This window comes from Polynucleobacter sp. JS-Mosq-20-D10 (assembly GCF_018687755.1).
In the GTDB taxonomy this organism is placed as follows: Bacteria; Pseudomonadota; Gammaproteobacteria; order Burkholderiales; family Burkholderiaceae; genus Polynucleobacter.
Window position 1 is genome coordinate 1,878,475 of sequence record NZ_CP061305.1, and the last position, 18,473, is coordinate 1,896,947.

15 protein-coding genes are annotated in these 18,473 nt (G+C 46.9%); 10 read left to right on the forward strand and 5 right to left on the reverse strand.

Annotation, left to right across the window (positions count from 1 at the left end):
* Positions 1-9 precede the first annotated feature (9 nt).
* Both FD967_RS09600 and FD967_RS09605 read right to left on the reverse strand, forming a co-directional pair.
* Positions 10-399, reverse strand: coding sequence for a gamma-butyrobetaine hydroxylase-like domain-containing protein (locus FD967_RS09600; RefSeq protein WP_215325829.1), 390 nt, complete (start codon positions 397-399; stop codon positions 10-12).
* A complete protein-coding gene (locus FD967_RS09605; protein ID WP_215325830.1) occupies positions 399-4,238 on the reverse strand; it encodes an FAD/FMN-binding oxidoreductase in 3,840 nt (1,279 codons plus the stop codon). Before FD967_RS09605 ends, FD967_RS09600 begins: the two co-directional genes overlap by 1 nt.
* A 135-nt stretch (positions 4,239-4,373) precedes the next feature.
* Between FD967_RS09605 and ilvA the strand changes: the two genes are divergently transcribed.
* Genes ilvA through queF form a run of 3 tightly spaced genes read left to right on the forward strand, consistent with a single transcriptional unit; the run spans position 4,374 to position 7,643 of the window.
* Positions 4,374-5,894, forward strand: coding sequence for a threonine ammonia-lyase, biosynthetic (gene ilvA, locus FD967_RS09610; RefSeq protein WP_215325831.1), 1,521 nt, complete (start codon positions 4,374-4,376; stop codon positions 5,892-5,894).
* Positions 5,895-5,907: 13 nt separating this feature from the next.
* Entirely contained in the window at positions 5,908-6,816 is a 909-nt protein-coding gene (locus tag FD967_RS09615; protein WP_215325832.1) for a 5'-nucleotidase, read from the forward strand.
* Positions 6,816-7,643: an NADPH-dependent 7-cyano-7-deazaguanine reductase QueF gene (gene queF, locus FD967_RS09620; RefSeq protein ID WP_215325833.1), complete on the forward strand. Its 828-nt coding sequence runs from the start codon at positions 6,816-6,818 to the stop codon at positions 7,641-7,643. Before FD967_RS09615 ends, queF begins: the two co-directional genes overlap by 1 nt.
* Positions 7,644-7,716: 73 nt before the next feature.
* Here the strand turns inward: queF and ssb are convergent, their stop codons facing one another.
* Together ssb and FD967_RS09630 are read right to left on the reverse strand one after the other, a co-directional pair.
* Positions 7,717-8,172, reverse strand: coding sequence for a single-stranded DNA-binding protein (gene ssb, locus FD967_RS09625; protein WP_046330869.1), 456 nt, complete (start codon positions 8,170-8,172; stop codon positions 7,717-7,719).
* An 82-nt stretch (positions 8,173-8,254) separates the two neighbouring features.
* Positions 8,255-9,439: an MFS transporter gene (locus FD967_RS09630; RefSeq protein WP_215325834.1), complete on the reverse strand. Its 1,185-nt coding sequence runs from the start codon at positions 9,437-9,439 to the stop codon at positions 8,255-8,257.
* A gap of 37 nt (positions 9,440-9,476) precedes the next feature.
* Between FD967_RS09630 and uvrA the strand changes: the two genes are divergently transcribed.
* Positions 9,477-12,365 carry an excinuclease ABC subunit UvrA gene (gene uvrA, locus FD967_RS09635; RefSeq protein ID WP_215325835.1) on the forward strand — a complete coding sequence of 963 codons (2,889 nt, stop codon included), beginning with the start codon at positions 9,477-9,479 and terminating at the stop codon, positions 12,363-12,365.
* A gap of 24 nt (positions 12,366-12,389) precedes the next feature.
* Here the strand turns inward: uvrA and FD967_RS09640 are convergent, their stop codons facing one another.
* Complete coding sequence (locus FD967_RS09640; RefSeq protein WP_215325837.1) at positions 12,390-14,372, reverse strand: monovalent cation:proton antiporter family protein; 1,983 nt, start codon at positions 14,370-14,372, stop codon at positions 12,390-12,392.
* Between the two features lie 11 nt (positions 14,373-14,383).
* Between FD967_RS09640 and FD967_RS09645 the strand changes: the two genes are divergently transcribed.
* From FD967_RS09645 to hpf, 6 genes are all read left to right on the forward strand, one after another.
* The gene (locus tag FD967_RS09645) at positions 14,384-15,376 is read left to right on the forward strand and encodes an SIS domain-containing protein (RefSeq protein WP_215325839.1); all 993 of its coding nucleotides are present in this window, start codon (positions 14,384-14,386) and stop codon (positions 15,374-15,376) included.
* Positions 15,377-15,412: 36 nt separating this feature from the next.
* Positions 15,413-15,985, forward strand: coding sequence for an HAD family hydrolase (locus FD967_RS09650; RefSeq protein ID WP_215325841.1), 573 nt, complete (start codon positions 15,413-15,415; stop codon positions 15,983-15,985).
* Positions 15,986-15,997: 12 nt separating this feature from the next.
* Positions 15,998-16,642, forward strand: a complete 645-nt coding sequence (gene lptC / locus FD967_RS09655; protein ID WP_215325842.1) for an LPS export ABC transporter periplasmic protein LptC — start codon at positions 15,998-16,000, stop codon at positions 16,640-16,642.
* The gene (lptA, locus tag FD967_RS09660; RefSeq protein ID WP_215325843.1) at positions 16,639-17,190 is read left to right on the forward strand and encodes a lipopolysaccharide transport periplasmic protein LptA; all 552 of its coding nucleotides are present in this window, start codon (positions 16,639-16,641) and stop codon (positions 17,188-17,190) included. The genes lptC and lptA overlap by 4 nt, the downstream gene beginning before the upstream one ends.
* Positions 17,187-17,954, forward strand: coding sequence for an LPS export ABC transporter ATP-binding protein (lptB, locus tag FD967_RS09665; RefSeq protein ID WP_215325844.1), 768 nt, complete (start codon positions 17,187-17,189; stop codon positions 17,952-17,954). Before lptA ends, lptB begins: the two co-directional genes overlap by 4 nt.
* A gap of 192 nt (positions 17,955-18,146) precedes the next feature.
* Positions 18,147-18,470, forward strand: a complete 324-nt coding sequence (hpf, locus tag FD967_RS09670; RefSeq protein WP_215325845.1) for a ribosome hibernation-promoting factor, HPF/YfiA family — start codon at positions 18,147-18,149, stop codon at positions 18,468-18,470.
* Positions 18,471-18,473: the final 3 nt, after the last annotated feature.

The window sequence follows — 18,473 nt, forward strand, 5'->3', positions numbered from 1 at the left end:
AAATGACGATTAATGGCTGCCACAAGATTTACCACCAGCAACACTCATCGGAGCATCACGATCTAGACCAGCAGCAGCTAGTTTATCCAAGTGCTCTTTCCATAATGCTTCTTGGTTCTCGCATAAAAATTGCAGGTAGTCCCAAGAATACAAACCAGAATCATGTCCATCAGAAAACGAAGGCTTCAGAGCGTAGTGACCTACAGGCTCAATATTCGCTATGAGAACTTCACGCTTACCAGTTTGCAAAGTCTCTTGCCCAGGACCATGACCTTGGACTTCAGCCGAAGGAGACACCACCCTTAAAAATTCAAAAGGTAGGCGAAAGGTATTGCCATTCTCATAAGAGAGCTCAAGCACTTTTGACTGCTGATGCACTACAACATTAGTTGGAATCATTAAACCAATACCCTCTCAATACCACCTTGATTTGCCTTAGCAACGTAATCTTGCATCCAATCAGGACCTAATAATTTTTGTGCCATTTCAACCACGATGTAATCGGCAGTGGTATCACTATCCGCATCAAAGCGAGTGAGACCTTGTAAGCAAGATGGGCAGCTAGTGAGCACTTTGACATCTCCAGTGAAATCATCTTTACGCAATTCGTTGGCCGCCTTCTCCATCTCAATTTGCTTGCGGAAACGCACCTGAGTTGAAATATCGGGACGTGTCACCGCAAGAGTTCCAGACTCACCACAGCATCGATCATTCTTCTGAATCGCTTTGCCATCTTCCGACTGAATAAGCTCATTCACCGTCTTGAGAGGGTCTTGCAACTTCATTGGTGAGTGGCATGGATCGTGATACATATACCTCACACCGGTGACATTGGAAAGCTTGACACCCTTCTCCAGCAAGTACTCATGAATATCAATAATGCGGCAACCAGGGAAGATCTGTTCAAACTGGTAACCTGCTAACTGGTCATAACAAGTGCCACATGAAACCACTACGGTCTTGATATCCAAGTAATTGAGGGTATTAGCTACGCGATGAAAGAGAACGCGATTATCCGTAATCATCTTTTCCGCTTTATCGAAATCACCATTGCCACGCTGTGGATAGCCGCAGCAGAGGTAGCCCGGAGGCAATACTGTTTGCACACCCACATTCCACAGCATCGCTTGCGTAGCTAAACCCACCTGCGAGAATAAGCGTTCAGAACCGCAACCCGGGAAATAGAACACTGCTTCAGTATCTGCGGATGTTGTTTTTGGATCTCGAATAATCGGTACGTAATTCGCATCCTCGATATCTAAGAGTGCACGAGCAGTTTTCTTCGGCAGATTGCCAGGCATCTTCTTATTTACAAAGAAAATGACCTGCTCTTTAATATTCGGCTTTGTTACCGTGGCGGGTGGGTGCGCAGTTTGTTTGCGCGCGAACTTACGGAACACATCATTGCCCAAACGCTGGAGCTTATAACCCCAACCAATCATGGTCTTACGAACCAAGTTGATAGTATCTGGATCGGTAGCATTTAAGAACAGCATCGATGCCGCTGTTCCCGGATTAAAGCGTTGCTGCCCCATCTTGCGCAATAAGTTACGCATGTTCATTGAGACCTCACCAAAATCAATATTGACAGGGCAAGGTGTTAAACACTTATGGCAAACAGTGCAATGTGCTGCAACGTCATCAAACATTTCCCAATGACGAATCGATACGCCACGACGCGTTTGTTCTTCATATAAGAAGGCTTCGATTAACGAGGAGGTTGCCAAAATTTTGTCGCGTGGGCTGTACAGTAAATTGGCGCGTGGTACATGTGTAGAACAGACTGGCTTGCACTTACCGCAACGCAAACAATCTTTCACACTATCAGCAATCGCACCAATATCACTTTGCTGCATGATGATGGATTCATGTCCCATCAAACCAAAGCTTGGGGTATAGGCAATACTGAGATCTGCATGCGGCATTAACTTGCCCTTGTTAAAGCGACCCTCAGGATCCACACGCATTTTGTAAGCGCGGAAATCCTTAAGCTCAGCCTCAGTCAGATACTCAAGCTTAGTAATACCAATACCATGCTCACCAGAAATTACACCATCTAATGAGCGAGCCAATTTCATAATCCGATCGACAGCGCGATGAGCATCTTGCAGCATCTCGTAGTCATCCGAGTTTACCGGTATGTTGGTGTGCACATTACCATCACCAGCGTGCATATGTAGCGCTATAAATACACGCTTACGTAAAATATTTTTATGAATAGACTCCAGCTCATTGAGGATGGGCTCAAATGCTAGGCCACCAAAAATAATTCTGAGTTCAGCGCGCACTTCCACCTTCCAGGAGGCACGCAAACTGTAATTCTGCAGATCCGGAAAATACGTATCCATCTGCATCAGCCAATCTGACCAACGCGCCCGTACCTTAGCGATCAGTTCAAGGGCTTGCTGTACGCGGTCACCTAAGATTTCAGCGCTGGGGATTTCATAGCCCTCATCGCTCTTACCAAGTGGCAGGGCACTCTTTTCCAGGAAAGCTTTAAGGCCATCTAGAACTTGTAACTTATTTTTGAGGGAGAGTTCAATGTTGATACGCTCGATACCATTGGTGTACTCCCCCATGCGTGGCAATGGAATCACAACATCTTCATTAATCTTAAAAGCATTGGTGTGGCGAGCAATAGCTGCAGTACGCGCACGATCTAACCAAAACTTTTTACGCGACTCAGCGCTAACCGCCACAAAACCTTCACCCACACGATTGTTAGCCATGCGAACCACTTCGCTAGTCGCAGCTGCTACAGCCTCTTCATCATCACCAGCAATATCACCAATCAATACCATCTTAGGCATTGAATTGCGTTTGGATTTAGTGGAATAACCAACTGCTCTCAAATAGCGATCATCCAGGTGCTCTAGGCCAGCCAAGATTGGTCCACCATTCTTGCTCAAGCCATCGAGATATGCCTTGATTTCTACAATGCTTGGAATAGCTTCTTGCGCTTGACCAAAGAACTCCAAGCAAACAGTCCGCATGAATTTAGGCATGCGATGCAAAATCCAAGTAGCGCTCGTAATTAATCCATCGCAACCTTCTTTTTGAACACCAGGCAGGCCTGATAAAAACTTATCAGTGACATCCTTACCTAAGCCCTCTTTTCGAAAGCGCTTACCTTCTACTTCTAAGGTTTCTGTTTTGAGAATGTTTTCGCCTGGCTCACTCGCACCATCAGACCAAGTTAGCTGAAAGCGTACTTTTTCTGCTACGTGAATTTTTCCTAAGTTGTGATCAAGGCGTTCGACATCAAGCCAATTACCTTCTGGATCCACCATGCGCCAGCTAGCCAAGTTATCTAGTGCAGTACCCCATAAGACCGCCTTCTTACCGCCGGCATTCATGGCAATGTTGCCGCCAATACAACTGGCATCAGCTGAAGTAGGGTCGACTGCAAACACCAGCCCAGAACGCTCTGCCGCATCTGCAACTCTACGTGTAACTACACCCGCACCAGTAAAGATGGTTGAAACTTCATGGTCCACGCCTGGCAAACGCTTTGCCTTGACGCTATCAATCTGCTCAAGCTTTTCAGTATTAATCACTGCCGACATAGCGTAGAGAGGAATAGCGCCACCGGTATAACCAGTGCCGCCTCCACGCGGAATAATGGTTAAACCCAAGGCAATACACGCTTTCACAAGGCCAGGGATCTCAGACTCGTAATCAGGCTTAAGAACGACTAATGGAAACTCAACGCGCCAATCAGTCGCATCGGTCACATGCGCTGCACGTGAGACACCATCAAAACAAATATTATCTGCAGCCGTGATGCGACCAAGCTCTTTTCGAGCACGCTTACGAATCTCCGTCACATCTTTAAAGCCCTGCTCAAAACGCTCTACCGCGAGATGTGCCGCTTTCAACAAAATCTGAACTTGCTCAACCGATTCACCGCTAGATCTTTTCTTTACCTCACCAAGGCGATGCCATAAAGCGTCAATTAATAACTGACGGCGATTGGCACTCTCTAATAGGTCGTCTTGCAAGAAAGGGTTGCGTTGGACTACCCAAATGTCGCCCAACACCTCGAACAACATCCGAGCTGAGCGACCAGTACGGCGAATCCCACGCAAATCATTTAGAACACGCCATGACTCCTCGCCCAGCAAGCGGATAACGATTTCACGATCGGAAAAGGAGGTGTAGTTATAGGGGATTTCGCGGAGGCGGGGTGAACCTGCTTCGGCATCCAACAACTGATTCAAAGCTAATGGGGCGTTCATAGCGTCATATTTGGTAAATATGCATTTTAATTGAGGGACATTGATATTGGCAGGAAACCAATAAAGATGTTGGCTTGGGGTGATAAACCCCTTCAAATCTAAGGGCTTAGAGCCTGTTCATGGTACGCTCATCGCATGGCAACGAACTATTTAAAGAAAATTTTATCGGCCCGAGTCTACGATGTAGCCAGGGAAACAGAGCTCCAAGTAGCCCCCGAACTCACAAAGCGCTTAGGCAATCAAGTATTACTCAAAAGAGAGGATAACCAGCCGGTTTTCTCATTCAAATTACGTGGTGCCTATAACAAAATGGCCCATTTACCCCCAGAAGCTTTAAAAAGGGGGGTAATTGCAGCTTCAGCAGGCAATCATGCCCAAGGCGTCGCTCTAGCGGCAGCAAAAATGAAATGCAAAGCAGTCATTGTGATGCCCCTCACCACTCCCAGCCTCAAAATCGATGCCGTGAAGGCACGCGGTGGCTCTTGGGTAGAAGTGATTTTGCATGGTGAATCCTACAGCGATGCCTTTAAATACTCTGAGCTTTTAGAGAAAAAACGGGGGCTTACCTTTGTTCACCCTTTTGATGACCCCGATGTCATTGCAGGGCAAGGTACGATTGCCCTGGAAATCTTTCAGCAACACCAAGAGCCGATTGATGCCATTTTTGTAGCCATTGGTGGCGGCGGTTTAATCGCTGGCATTGGAGAATATGTCAAAGCGGTCAGTCCCAAGACTAAAGTGATTGGCGTTCAATCGGTTGACTCGGATGCGATGAGAAGATCACTTGAAGCCAACAAGCGTATCGAGATGAAAGATGTAGGTCTTTTCTCAGACGGTACGGCAGTGAAGTTGGTTGGCAAAGAAACTTTCCGTATTTGTAAGCGCGTAGTCGATGACATCATCACAGTGGATACCGATGAAATCTGCGCTGCGATTAATGATGTCTTCACAGATACCCGCAGCATTCTGGAGCCTGCTGGAGCTTTAGCTATTGCCGGCATGAAAAAGTATGTTGATAAACATCGTCTGAAAAAGAAAACATTGGTAGCGATTGCTTGTGGCGCCAATATGAATTTCAGTCGCCTACGCTTTGTCGCAGAACGTGCCGATGTTGGCGAATTCCGCGAAGCCGTTTTTGCTGTGACTATTCCGGAGGAGCGGGGCTCTTTTAGACGCTTCTGTGAGTTACTCGGTAATCGCAATGTCACTGAATTTAACTATCGTATTGCTGATCAAAGTGAAGCCCATATTTTTGTAGGCATCGGAACACAAAAGGCAAGTGATAGCAACACGATTGCAAAGCATTTCCGTAAAGCAAATTTTGCAACGATCGATCTGACTCGTGATGAGCTAGCGAAGTCTCACTTACGCCACATGGTGGGCGGCCGCTCTGCCCTCGCCCAAGATGAATTACTTTACCGCTTTGAATTTCCAGAGCGCCCAGGGGCACTGATGAAATTCCTCACTAGCATGGCTCCCAACTGGAATATCAGTCTCTTTCATTACCGCAACCACGGCGCCGACTACGGCCGTATTCTCGTTGGTTTACAAGTGCCCAAAAATGAGCAAAAGAAATTCCAAAGCTTCTTAGCATCACTCGGCTATCCGCATTGGAATGAAACCGATAACCCGGCTTACCGCCTGTTTCTCAAATAAGATGTAATTCGTAATGTCATTCACACTCACCGGAAAACTCGTTGTGGCGATTTCATCGCGCGCATTATTTGATTTCGAGGAAGAGAATCGCATCTTCGAATCTACTGATGACAGCGCCTATATGAAGCTGCAATTAGAGCGCCTATCTAAGGCTGCTCAAACAGGCGTTGCTTTTCCATTGGTAAAGAAGTTGTTAGCCTTCAATGAAGAAGGCGAGCAGCGTGTCGAGGTGGTGATTCTCTCTCGCAATGACCCGGTTAGTGGCTTACGCGTATTCCGCTCAGCTGAACATCATGGCCTTCATTTAGAGCGCGGTGTTTTCACCAGGGGGCGCCCACCCTATCACTACTTGCGCTCTTTACATGCTAATTTGTTTCTCTCGGCAAACGAAGATGATGTGCGTGCCACGATTGATGCAGGCTTTCCTGCAGCTCGCGTCTATCCAGAATCTAGCAAGACTGCAGAGTCTCACCCTAATGAAATCCGCATCGCATTTGACGGAGATGCCGTTCTCTTTTCCGATGAAGCCGAACAAGTCTTTCAGAGTGAAGGCTTGGTAGCCTTTGTCGATCATGAAAGCAAAAAAGCGGCGATCCCCTTACCGCCGGGCCCATTCAAACCTTTGCTAGAAGCACTCCATCGTTTGCAACGCACCACTAGCGAGAAAGGGATGCGCATTCGGACTGCCTTGGTAACGGCTCGCTCTGCACCTGCACATGAGCGCGCTATTCGCACGCTGATGGCCTGGGGTGTTGATGTTGATGAAGCCATGTTCCTTGGTGGACTTTCCAAAAGCGAATTCCTCCGCGAGTTTGAGCCAGACTTTTTCTTTGATGACCAAACAGGTCACTGCCAATCCGCTGCTTCAGTAGCGCCGACTGGTCATGTGGTATCTGGCGTATCCAATAAGCCTAAAAACTAATGTCCTCACTTTCACTTGGTCAAGCAACGCCATATCCCGATCAATATGATCCAAGCTTGCTATACCCTATTCCCCGCTCCGAGAATCGCCTCAAGCTCGACATCAAACCAAATCAAGCTCTACCTTTTGTAGGGGTCGATATTTGGAATGCCTTTGAACTTAGCTGGTTGAACAAAAAAGGCAAGCCTCAGATTGCCTTAGCAGAATTTCAGGTTCCAGCCGATTCGCCGAACATGATTGAGTCCAAATCATTCAAGCTCTACCTCAATAGTTTCAATAGCGCCCGCTTTGACGATGAAGCAGAAGTTCGTGAACGATTGATCACTGATTTATCAGCGGTGGCTGGCAGCAAGATTGCTACTCGCATTAATCCAACTGAAGTGGTTGCAAAAAAAGGAATGCAGGAGATGAGCGGCGTTCTAATGGACCGCCTTGATATCGAGATCGATCCAAACTTATCTGCAGATCCTGCCCTGCTGGAGGTTAATGAATCTTTTGGACCAATCGAGCAATGCCTGGTTTCCCATTTACTCAAATCAAATTGCCCAGTGACTGGCCAACCAGATTGGGCAAGCATACAAATTCGTTACCAAGGCCGCCCGATTTTGGAAGAAGGCTTACTTCGCTATCTCATCGGCTTTAGACAATTGGGTGAGTTTCATGAGCATTGTGTTGAAACTATCTTCACCGACATCAAGCGCCAGTGCAAACCAGAGAAACTCTCTGTCTACGCGCGCTACACCAGGCGTGGTGGGCTGGATATAAATCCCTTCCGCACTGATCACAATGCGCCTTGGCCAGAAAATACTCGCCATGCGAGGCAGTAAGACAATCAGCAATTAAATAAAAAGCCCTTCTTGAAGGGCTTTTTATCTTAGGCAAAACGAATTAACGCAATCCTTAAAACGGAATATCGTCATCCATTGCACCAAGGGATGCCGCATTGGAAGATGCTGGCGCAGAGTTCTCAACCGGCTTTGAGCGGCTATAACTTTCACCACCATCACCACTGCCACCTACTGGCTTGCCACCCAGCATTTGCATTGTTTCTGCAACGATCTCAGTAGAGTATTTTTCTTGGCCGCTAGCATCAGTCCATTTACGTGTGCGTAAGCGACCTTCTACATAAACCTGTGAACCTTTTTTGAGATATTGGCCAGCGATCTCTGCAAGTTTTCCAAAGAATGCAACACGGTGCCATTCTGTGGTTTCTTTCATTTCGCCAGACTGCTTATCTTTGTAACGATCCGATGTCGCTACTGAAATATTAGTTACTGCGTCGCCGCTTGGCATATAACGCGTTTCTGGATCACGTCCTACGTTACCTACGATGATGACCTTATTTACCGAAGCCATGTTGTCTCCCGAAGAAAAATAATACGATTAATTAAATCTGAAATGTAGCTAAAAAAAATAAATGGAATCAGTAAAGCTACAGCTATGCCTTTGCAGTTGAATCCTTTGAATCCACTACTTTTGCAGGTAATTCGCGCATCGACCAAGCAATTATAAGCCAGCACAAAAGCAATGCTGCGCCCATGACAAAGACCGATAAATTACCATGGGCATCCATTAACCAACCCCCAATAGCGGCACCTGTAAAGAGTCCAATCGACTGAGTAGTGTTGTAAACACCCAAAGCAGTTCCCTTGGATTCTTTTGCATAACGAGTTACTAATGAGGGTTGCAGCGCTTCCAGTAGGTTAAAGCCCACAAAGTAAACCAGCAATGCCACTGCAATCAGCATCACGGATGAGGCTTGAGTGAAGATGATTTCAGCAGTTATTAGAAGAACGATCGCTATTAATAAAACCAGTCGTATACGCTTTTTTTTCTCACCGTATATCAAGAGCGGAACCATAAACACAAAAGAGAGTAAGACAACTGAGAGATAAACTTGCCAGTGTGCACTCAGCGGAAATCCCGCTTGCTCCAATAGGCGTGGTACCACTAAAAACATAGCCACTTGGGTGGCGTTCAAAGCAAACACACCCACATTGAGGCGCATGAGCTCTGGACGCAAAAATACAAGCTTCAATGAATCTTGCTGTGCATAAACTTCAGGCTTGTTATTTGGCAATACAAAATAGGCCACTACCATCGCTGCAGCACCTAAGATTGCCAACACTAAAAACATCCCGCTTAAGCTAATCATGCGATAAAGCGGGGCAGCAACAACCAGCGAAACGGCAAACGATAATGAAATACTAGCGCCGACCAAGGCCATGGCTTGACTGCGCACTTGCTCCCGAGTGAGGTCAGCAACCCAAGCAGAGACCGCTGCAGAAATTGCTCCAGCGCCCATGACGCCCCTCCCAATAGCGATCCAAAGCAAATCGTCCTTTGCTGCGCAAATCAATGCACCAGCAACAAACAAGGAGAGACCCCATAAAACGACTGATTTTCGACCGATTCGATCAGAAAGCCTGCCCAAGGGAATATGGAAGCAGGCCTGAACAATATTGAAAATGCCCAGTGCTAGCCCTATCAGGAGTGCTTGGTCGCCTCCAGGCAAGTCTTTGGCATGGATGCTAAAAACCGGCAAAAGCAGGAATAGACCCAACATACGAAGGCCAAAGATGCCGGCTAAAGCCAAAGTGGAGCGAAGTTCAGAAGGATTCATGGGAAAGAGCTATATTAACAAGTTACGCTAAAAAATCATGAACAACGAAATCAAGATCCGCGGTGCCCGCACCCATAACCTCAAAAACATCAATCTAGATATCCCTAGAGAGAAATTAGTCGTTTTGACTGGCCTATCTGGCTCAGGCAAAAGCTCATTGGCTTTTGATACCCTATATGCCGAAGGTCAGCGTCGCTATGTAGAGTCCTTATCTGCTTATGCCCGCCAATTCTTACAACTGATGGAAAAGCCTGATGTCGATACGATTGAAGGACTATCCCCTGCGATCTCGATTGAGCAAAAAGCGACTAGCCATAATCCTCGTTCGACCGTAGGTACGGTTACAGAAATTCATGATTACCTACGCTTGTTATTTGCACGCGCTGGAACCCCACATTGTCCAGACCATGATCTTCCATTAGAGGCGCAAAGCGTTTCTCAAATGGTCGATACCGTTTTAGCTATGCCAGAAGACACTAAGCTCATGATCTTGGCTCCAGTAGTGAGTGAGCGCAAAGGTGAATTTGTAGACTTATTCCAAGATCTTCAGGCGCAAGGCTTTGTCCGCTTTCGCGTGCGCTCTGGTGGTGGCACAACTAATACTGCTAAAGCAGAGATCTTTGAAGTTGATCAACTGCCGACTCTGAAGAAGAACGATAAACACTCTATTGAAGTGGTTGTTGATCGCATTAAAGTGCGTCCTGATATTCAGCAGCGTGTAGCAGAATCTTTTGAAACTGCCCTGCGCCTTGCTGACGGCAAAGCCATGATCGTCAATATGGACACTGGCAAGGAGATGATTTTCTCCAGCAAGTTTGCCTGCCCAATTTGCTCCTATTCATTACAAGAGCTTGAGCCACGACTCTTCTCTTTTAATAATCCGATGGGCGCATGTCCTTCTTGTGATGGCTTGGGCCATCAATCCTTCTTTGATCCCAAGCGCATTGTTGCTCACCCAGACCTATCGCTGGCCTCTGGTGCAATTAAAGGCTGGGATCGTCGCAATCAGTTTTACTTCAAGCTCCTACAAACACTTGCTAAGCATGGCGGGTTTGATGTCGAGAAACCTTTTGAGACACTCAGTAAGAAACAACAAGATCTGATTTTGTTGGGCTCTGGTGATATCACCATTCCATTTGAATATATCAACGAACGTGGCAAAAATAGTGTTCGTCAGCATGCCTTTGAAGGCATTGTTGCTAATTTTGAGCGCCGCTATCGCGAGACCGACTCGGCAACCGTTCGAGAAGAATTATCACGTTATCAAAATGTACAGACCTGCCCAGCATGTAGTGGCAGTCGTTTGCGCAAAGAAGCGCGTTTTGTCAAAGTGGGTGATGGCAAGCAATCACGCGCAATTTATGAAATCAGTGCCCTGCCCTTAAAAGAAGCTAAAGAATATTTTGAATCTTTAGAACTCAAAGGCGCTAAGCGAGAAATCGCTGACAAAATTGTGAAAGAAATTGGTTCACGTCTTCGCTTCCTAAATGACGTGGGTTTGGACTATCTCTCACTTGAACGCAGTGCCGACACCCTCTCCGGCGGTGAAGCGCAGCGCATTCGCTTGGCCTCTCAGATTGGCTCCGGCCTGACCGGCGTCATGTACGTATTGGATGAACCCTCCATTGGATTACATCAGCGCGATAACGATAGACTCATCGGCACCCTGAAGCATTTGCGTGACCTAGGCAATAGCGTGCTGGTAGTTGAGCATGATGAAGACATGATTCGCGCCTCTGACTACGTGATTGATATTGGCCCTGGTGCGGGCGTACATGGTGGCGAAGTCGTAGCCGAAGGTACTCCTGCAGAAGTAGAGGCCAATCCTAAATCTCTCACAGGCGCCTACTTATCTGGTCGGGAGTGGATCGCCGTTCCTGAAAAACGCATACCCGTAAATGATAAGTTCTTAGAAATTATTGGCGCACGTGGCAACAACTTACAATCCGTTCACGCCAAGATTCCTGTCGGCTTATTAACCTGTGTCACTGGTGTATCTGGCTCAGGTAAATCCACCCTGATCAACGACACATTGCACCATGCGGTTGCGCAACACATCTATGGTTCAAATGCCGAGCCAGCGGCGCATGATGCGATTAAAGGCTTGGAGAACTTTGACAAGGTCATTAGTGTAGATCAATCCCCGATTGGTAGAACCCCACGCTCAAACCCAGCCACTTACACTGGATTATTCACGCCCATCAGAGAACTCTTTTGTGGCGTACCAGCTGCACGCGAGCGCGGCTATGAAGCAGGACGTTTTTCTTTCAACGTCAAAGGCGGTCGTTGTGATGCCTGTGAAGGTGATGGCGTTATTAAAGTAGAAATGCATTTCTTACCAGATGTATATGTTCCTTGTGATGTCTGTCACGGCAAACGCTATAACCGCGAAACTCTAGACATTCGTTACAAAGGCAAAAATATTCATGAAGTGCTGTCGATGACCATTGAACAAGCCCATGAATTCTTTGAGGCCGTTCCAATCGTCAAACGAAAACTCAAAACCTTGCTCGATGTAGGCTTAGGTTATGTAAAGTTAGGTCAAAGCGCCACGACTCTGTCTGGTGGCGAGGCGCAACGCGTCAAACTTTCTTTAGAGCTTTCTAAACGCGATACCGGCAGGACTCTCTACATCTTGGATGAGCCAACTACGGGCTTACATTTTCATGACATTCAGTTGTTGCTGACAGTTCTTCAGACCCTCAAGAAACAAGGCAACACGATTGTCATCATTGAGCACAACTTAGACGTGATCAAGACGGCAGATTGGATTATTGACTTAGGCCCTAAGGGCGGTGCAGGTGGTGGGCAGATTATTGCTACTGGCACACCCGAAGAGGTTGCGAAGAATGAGGCTAGCTTTACCGGTCACTACTTGGCACCACTGCTAGTTCGCAAACCAGCGCCTACTAAAAAGAAAAAGTAATTCTACTGAGTCAGTTAAATGACGTCATCCGAGCAATTTAGATTCGGCTAAATCAGTCGCTTCTGAATTGCCCGACAGCACCAAGATATCGTTGGCTTGCAAACGCAAGTCTGGGGTGAGCGCCAATTTGACGTAGTCAGAGCCACCTACTTTTCGCCTAACTGCCTGCACGCTCACGCCTTCATTTTCAAGATGCAACTCTTCAAGAGTCTGTCCAATACTGGCTGACTCAGGCAGCAAAGTCACTGAGTGCAAGCGCCACGATTCCTTGGTATCCACCTCATCATTAACGCCACGGAAGTAGCCGCGCAACAGGCTATAACGAGCTTCACGTGCGCCGGTAATGCGACGCACCACCTTACGCATAGGCACTCCCATGATCAGTAACACATGGGAAGCCATCATCAAGCTACCTTCAATCAGCTCCGGCACCACCTCAGTCGCACCAGCTGCTTGTAACTTAGTTAAGTCTGCATCGTCTTTTGTGCGCACCAATACTGTCATACCAGGGCGCAGGTGCTCGACTTGATGTAACACTTTGAAACTAGCTGGTGTATCCGCATAAGTAATCACTACTGCCTTTGCTCTCGCCAAGCCCGCAGCAACCAAATAATTTTCTCGACTAGCGTCACCATAGACCACGTTATCTCCAGCAGCGGCAGCTTCCTTTACGCGATCAGGATCCATGTCTAATGCAATGTAAGGAATTTTTTCTTGATCGAGCATCCGAGCTAAGCTTTGGCCTGAGCGACCAAATCCGCAAATGACCACATGATTTTCTGTGCGGACACTTTTTGCCGCAACACGTGTCAGCGCCAGCGATTGCAATAACCATTCATTGCTAGAAAAACGCATCGCAATACGATCGCTATATTGAATTAAGAAAGGTGCACCAAACATCGACAGCAGCATTGCTGCCAATATAGCTTGACTTAAAGCAGGATCGATTAAATCCAAGCCATCAATTTGATTTAAGAGTACGAAACCGAATTCACCAGCCTGCGCTAAACACAAGCCTGTCCGAATAGAGATGCCCGGACTTGAACCAAAGGCACGTGACAATAAAGCAATCAAGCCGAATTTAAAAATCAACGGGCCAATTAATAAGAGTAGAACTAGCATCCACTGTTGATGAATCACCTCAAAATCCAACAGCATGCCAATGGTAATAAAGAAGAGGCCCAAGAGTACATCTTTGAAGGGCTTAACATCTTCTTCAACTTGATGGCGATAGGGCGTTTCGGCAATTAACATCCCAGCCAAGAAAGCCCCTAACGCTAGCGATAAGCCAAAGTGTTCAGTCAGTCCTGCCATCCCCAAAACAATCAACAAGAGGTTGAGCATGAACAATTCTTGAGACCGCAATTTGGCAACCAAACCGAACCAACGACTCATCAAGGTTTGGCCAATAACAAAAATAAGTACCAGGGCTACCGTGATCTTGATAGATGCTGCAGTCAGCGCTAAAAACAGATCTCCAGGATTCTTGCCGAGCGAAGGCAGCAAAATCAACAGAAAAACTACCGCTAAGTCCTGAAAGAGCAAAATACCGATGATGTTGCGGCCATGCTCGGTTTCAATTTCGGAGCGGTCAGCAATCAGTTTGGTAACGATAGCCGTAGAGGACATCGCTAAAGCACCCCCCAGCGCAATAGCAGCCTGCCAGGAAATAGGGTAAATCCAGTTCATCAAGAGGCTGGCTGGAACTGCGAGTAGCATGGTCAAAATGACCTGACTACCGCCTAAGCCAAATACAATGGTCCGCATGGCCCGTAGCTTATGGAGGTTGAATTCCAGACCAATTGAGAACATCAAGAAAACCACGCCAAATTCAGCCAAATACTTGACTGTGGCGGAATCATTGGCCAAACCAAGGGCATGCGGCCCAATTAGGACGCCGATGGCTAGATAGCCCAAAATAGGGGGTAGCCCAAAATAGCGGAAAATAACTACCCCGGCCACTCCTGAGGCCAGCAAGATGAGAGTTAACTGAAGGACTGACGGCATATACTCACCCCATGATAGCTAAGACTCGTGACCGAACCCTAAAGCTTGCACGCGACACCCTCACGATTGAGGCTGCTGCACTGCACACCATGCGCGATCGCCTTGTAGGTGCAGACGCTGATGCCCTCGTACTAGCAGTTGATCTACTCCATTCCTGCAAAGGCCGCATCGTCGTCTCTGGAATTGGTAAATCAGGGCATATTGCTCGCAAGATTGCCGCCACATTTGCCTCTACAGGCTCCCCCGCTTTTTTTGTTCATCCCGCAGAAGCTAGTCATGGCGATCTAGGGATGGTGACTCGTGACGACGTTTTTGTTGCACTCTCCAATTCTGGTGAAACTGATGAGCTTCTCACCATTGTGCCGATCGTGAAGCGTACCGGAGCAAAACTCATTGCACTGACTGGCGCACCAAATTCCTCTTTGGCAAAGTTAGCGGATGCACATTTAGATACCAGCGTTGAGAAAGAAGCTTGCCCACTTAATCTGGCCCCAACCACCAGCACAACCGCAGCTCTCGCTATGGGTGATGCCCTAGCGGTTGCCCTTCTCGATGCTCGTGGCTTTCAGGCGGAAGATTTCCAGCGCTCACATCCAGGTGGCCGCTTAGGTCGCAAACAACTCATGCATGTCAGTGAAGTGATGCGTAGCTTTGATGAGACTCCTAAGATTGCAATCTCCGCTTCCCTGCAAGATGCTTTACTCGAGATGACTGCTAAGCGCATGGGCATGGTGGTTACTTTAGACAATGCAAACAAAGTTGCCGGTATCTTTACAGATGGTGACTTACGTCGCTTGCTTGAGAAAAGCACCAATTTGGATGGTCTCACTTTAGAAAAAGCGATTACTTCAGCACCACGCACAATTCCTCCTGAGCTATTAGCAGAAGAGGCTATTGAGATGATGGAAAAACATCGCATCAATCATTTGGTAGTAACCGATCCTGCAGGCGCATTACTTGGGGCACTCAATCTCCATGATTTATTTGCCGCTAAGGTTATTTAAACTCCCTACTTTCTACTTCATTATTGAACCACTCACATGCCGACCGCCTTTCACGCCCACAACACCAACCCTCTGAGCCAATATCCGCAGGCCTGGGATCGTGCTGGGATGGTCAAGCTTCTCGTTCTAGATGTTGATGGCGTCCTAACAAATGGCCAAGTTTTTATTGGTGAAAATGGTAAAGAATCCCTGAAGGGTTTTGATATTCAGGACGGCCTGGGAATCAAGTTATTGGAAAAAATAGGCATTCCAACAGCCGTCATTACAGGGCGCAGCTCCAAAATGGTTTTGGCTCGTTGCGATGAGCTCGGCATCAAGCACGCACATATGGGTGTTGAAGATAAGGCAGCAGCTCTGAAAAACATATTGCAGTCTCTCGGGCTACAGTCTAGCGATTGTGCAGTGATGGGTGATGATTGGCCTGATTTTCAAATGATGAAGTCTGCAGGCTTGAAGATATGCCCAGCACAAGGGCATGATGCCGTGAAAGAAATAGCTCATTTTGTCACCACTCGATCTGGCGGTAATGGCGCGGTACGAGAAGTCTGCGATCTGATCTTGAAAGCGCAAAGCCGCTATGAGGAGTTACTCGCTCAGGCGCGTGCTTAAGGTTAATTTGTAATGGAACTGAATACCCAAAAAATCAAACTGAGTATCTGGCGTACATCATTACGTCTGATGCCTTTGATTCTGATGGGCACGCTCACTCTGGTCACATTTTGGCTAGTCAAGAAAAATACCCCAGCAGAAAAGTCTGCTACAGAGCGCGTTCGTTTACATGAGCCTGACTACACCATTAGCAATGGTGCCTTATCTGCACTCAATGAATCTGGTGATACTAAATATCGTGTACTAGGTAAGAAAGTTATTCACTATGATGATGATGCTTCAATCGATATTGAGACACCTCGCATACGCTTATTCCCACCTGAAAAGTCACCGGTGACTGTTAAAGCGGACAAAGGGCACTTAGATGGCGACCTGACGATTTTGGATTTAATTGATAACGCCGAAATATTTCGGCCGCAACAAGCTGCTTCAGCAACAGAACCAGCAAGACCGCGCATGCTTGCACGCTCTTCTTATTTCAAAGTACTCATTAATGATGACATTATCAAAACGGATAAACCTATTACGCTGGAGCAAGGGGTTTCTGTGATGCGCTCAACTGATGGCGGTGTATTTAACAATATCGAACAAAGCATGGTTTTATCTGGACAAGTAAAGGGTCGTATCGAGCGCATTCAACCTGGAGCGCAGCAATGAAGCGATTGCGAAAATTGGTAATAGCGTTTGCGCTACTAGGGACTTGTCTTACTACTCATGCTGAAAAAGCAGATCAAGACAAACCCATTGTCTTGGAAGCGGAAAAAGTTTCTGTGAACGACGTACAACAGATTTATGAGCTTAATGGTGAGGTGCGCTTAATTAAAGGCAGTATTTTGATTACTGGCGCTAAGGGCGATATCAAAGTCGACCCCGAGGGTTATGAATACGTTGATGTTCAGGGTAATTCAGAATCTACTGCCAGCTTTAGACAAAGACGTGAAGGACCGGCTAATGAATTTATGCAAGGTCGGGGCAAAACGGTTACCTACAATGCAAAAACTGAGCTTCTCACATTGACTGGTGATGCCAACTTGAAGCGTCTTCATAATATGCAAATACTAGATCAATTACACGGCTGGAAAATTGACTACGATGATGTTGGGCAGCGCTATCAAGTCTCACCGCCTGCTGATGCTAAAGCAGAAGACCTGCCACTAGCTAGAGCCATCCTTTCACCAAGAAGAAAAGCTACACTAGAGAAATGACCACGAATTCCAGTAGCACTCAAAAACCAGCAACCTTAAGTGCTCGGCACCTTCAAAAGCGCTATGGATCTCGTACGGTTGTGAGAGATGTATCGGTCGAAGTGAAATGCGGAGAAGTAGTGGGGCTCCTGGGGCCAAATGGCGCCGGCAAAACAACTTCCTTTTACATGATTGTTGGCTTGGTCCCCTTAGACGGCGGCAACATCGTGCTAGACGGCACAGATATTACTCGACTTCCTATTCATGAGCGAGCTCGCATGGGCTTATCCTATCTGCCACAGGAGGCTTCTGTGTTCAGAAAGCTCAATGTGGCTGAAAATATTCAAGCTGTATTAGAGCTGCAAGTGCAAGGTGGAAAACCACTAAGCAAGGCCGATATAGCATATCGCTTAGATGAACTATTAGGTGAGCTCCAAATCAGCCATTTACGCGATAACCCCGCACTTTCCCTGTCTGGTGGCGAGCGTCGCCGTGTTGAGATTGCTAGAGCATTAGCCTCCCAGCCTAAGTTCATTTTGTTAGATGAGCCATTTGCTGGCGTTGACCCAATTGCGGTTGGAGAGATCCAGCGGATTGTGCGCTTCTTAAGAGACCGCCAAATTGGCGTACTCATCACCGACCATAATGTTCGAGAAACGTTGGGGATTTGTGATCACGCCTACATCATTAGCGAAGGTAGCGTTCTGGCGGAAGGCAAGCCAGACCAAATTATCGAGAATGATGCTGTCAGACGAGTCTACCTAGGCGAAAACTTCCGCATGTAAATATTCAGGGCTTTTCGGGTATTTATTAAATAAACATGATCTGCCCCCTTGGTTTTCAGCAAAATCGCTGATACGCTGGAGGTTCATGAAGTTCATTTCCGCATAAACAAGTACATCATTACAGGGGCCTGCTGCGCACCCCAAGTAATTATTTGCGCACGCATTTTGTTTTTCTATGAATAGGAGCTGCTGATGAATCTGAAAATTAATAGCCGTCATGTTGAAGTTACTCCAGCCATGCGTTCACACCTCGAAGCTGGGTTAGAAAAAATTCGTAAACACTTTGACCATGTTTTAGACGCTACCGCTTTTTTGATTGTCGATAACGCCAAAGAAAAAAATCTTCGTCAAGCAGCCGAGATCACCATTCACCTCAAAGGTAAGGAACTCTTTGCCGAAGCGCATAACGCAGACCTCTACCACGCCATGGATGCAGTAGTAGATAAACTTGAGCGTCAAGTTGTAAAGCACAAAGAAAAAATTCAAGATCATCACCATGACAAACATTTTGAGTAGTCT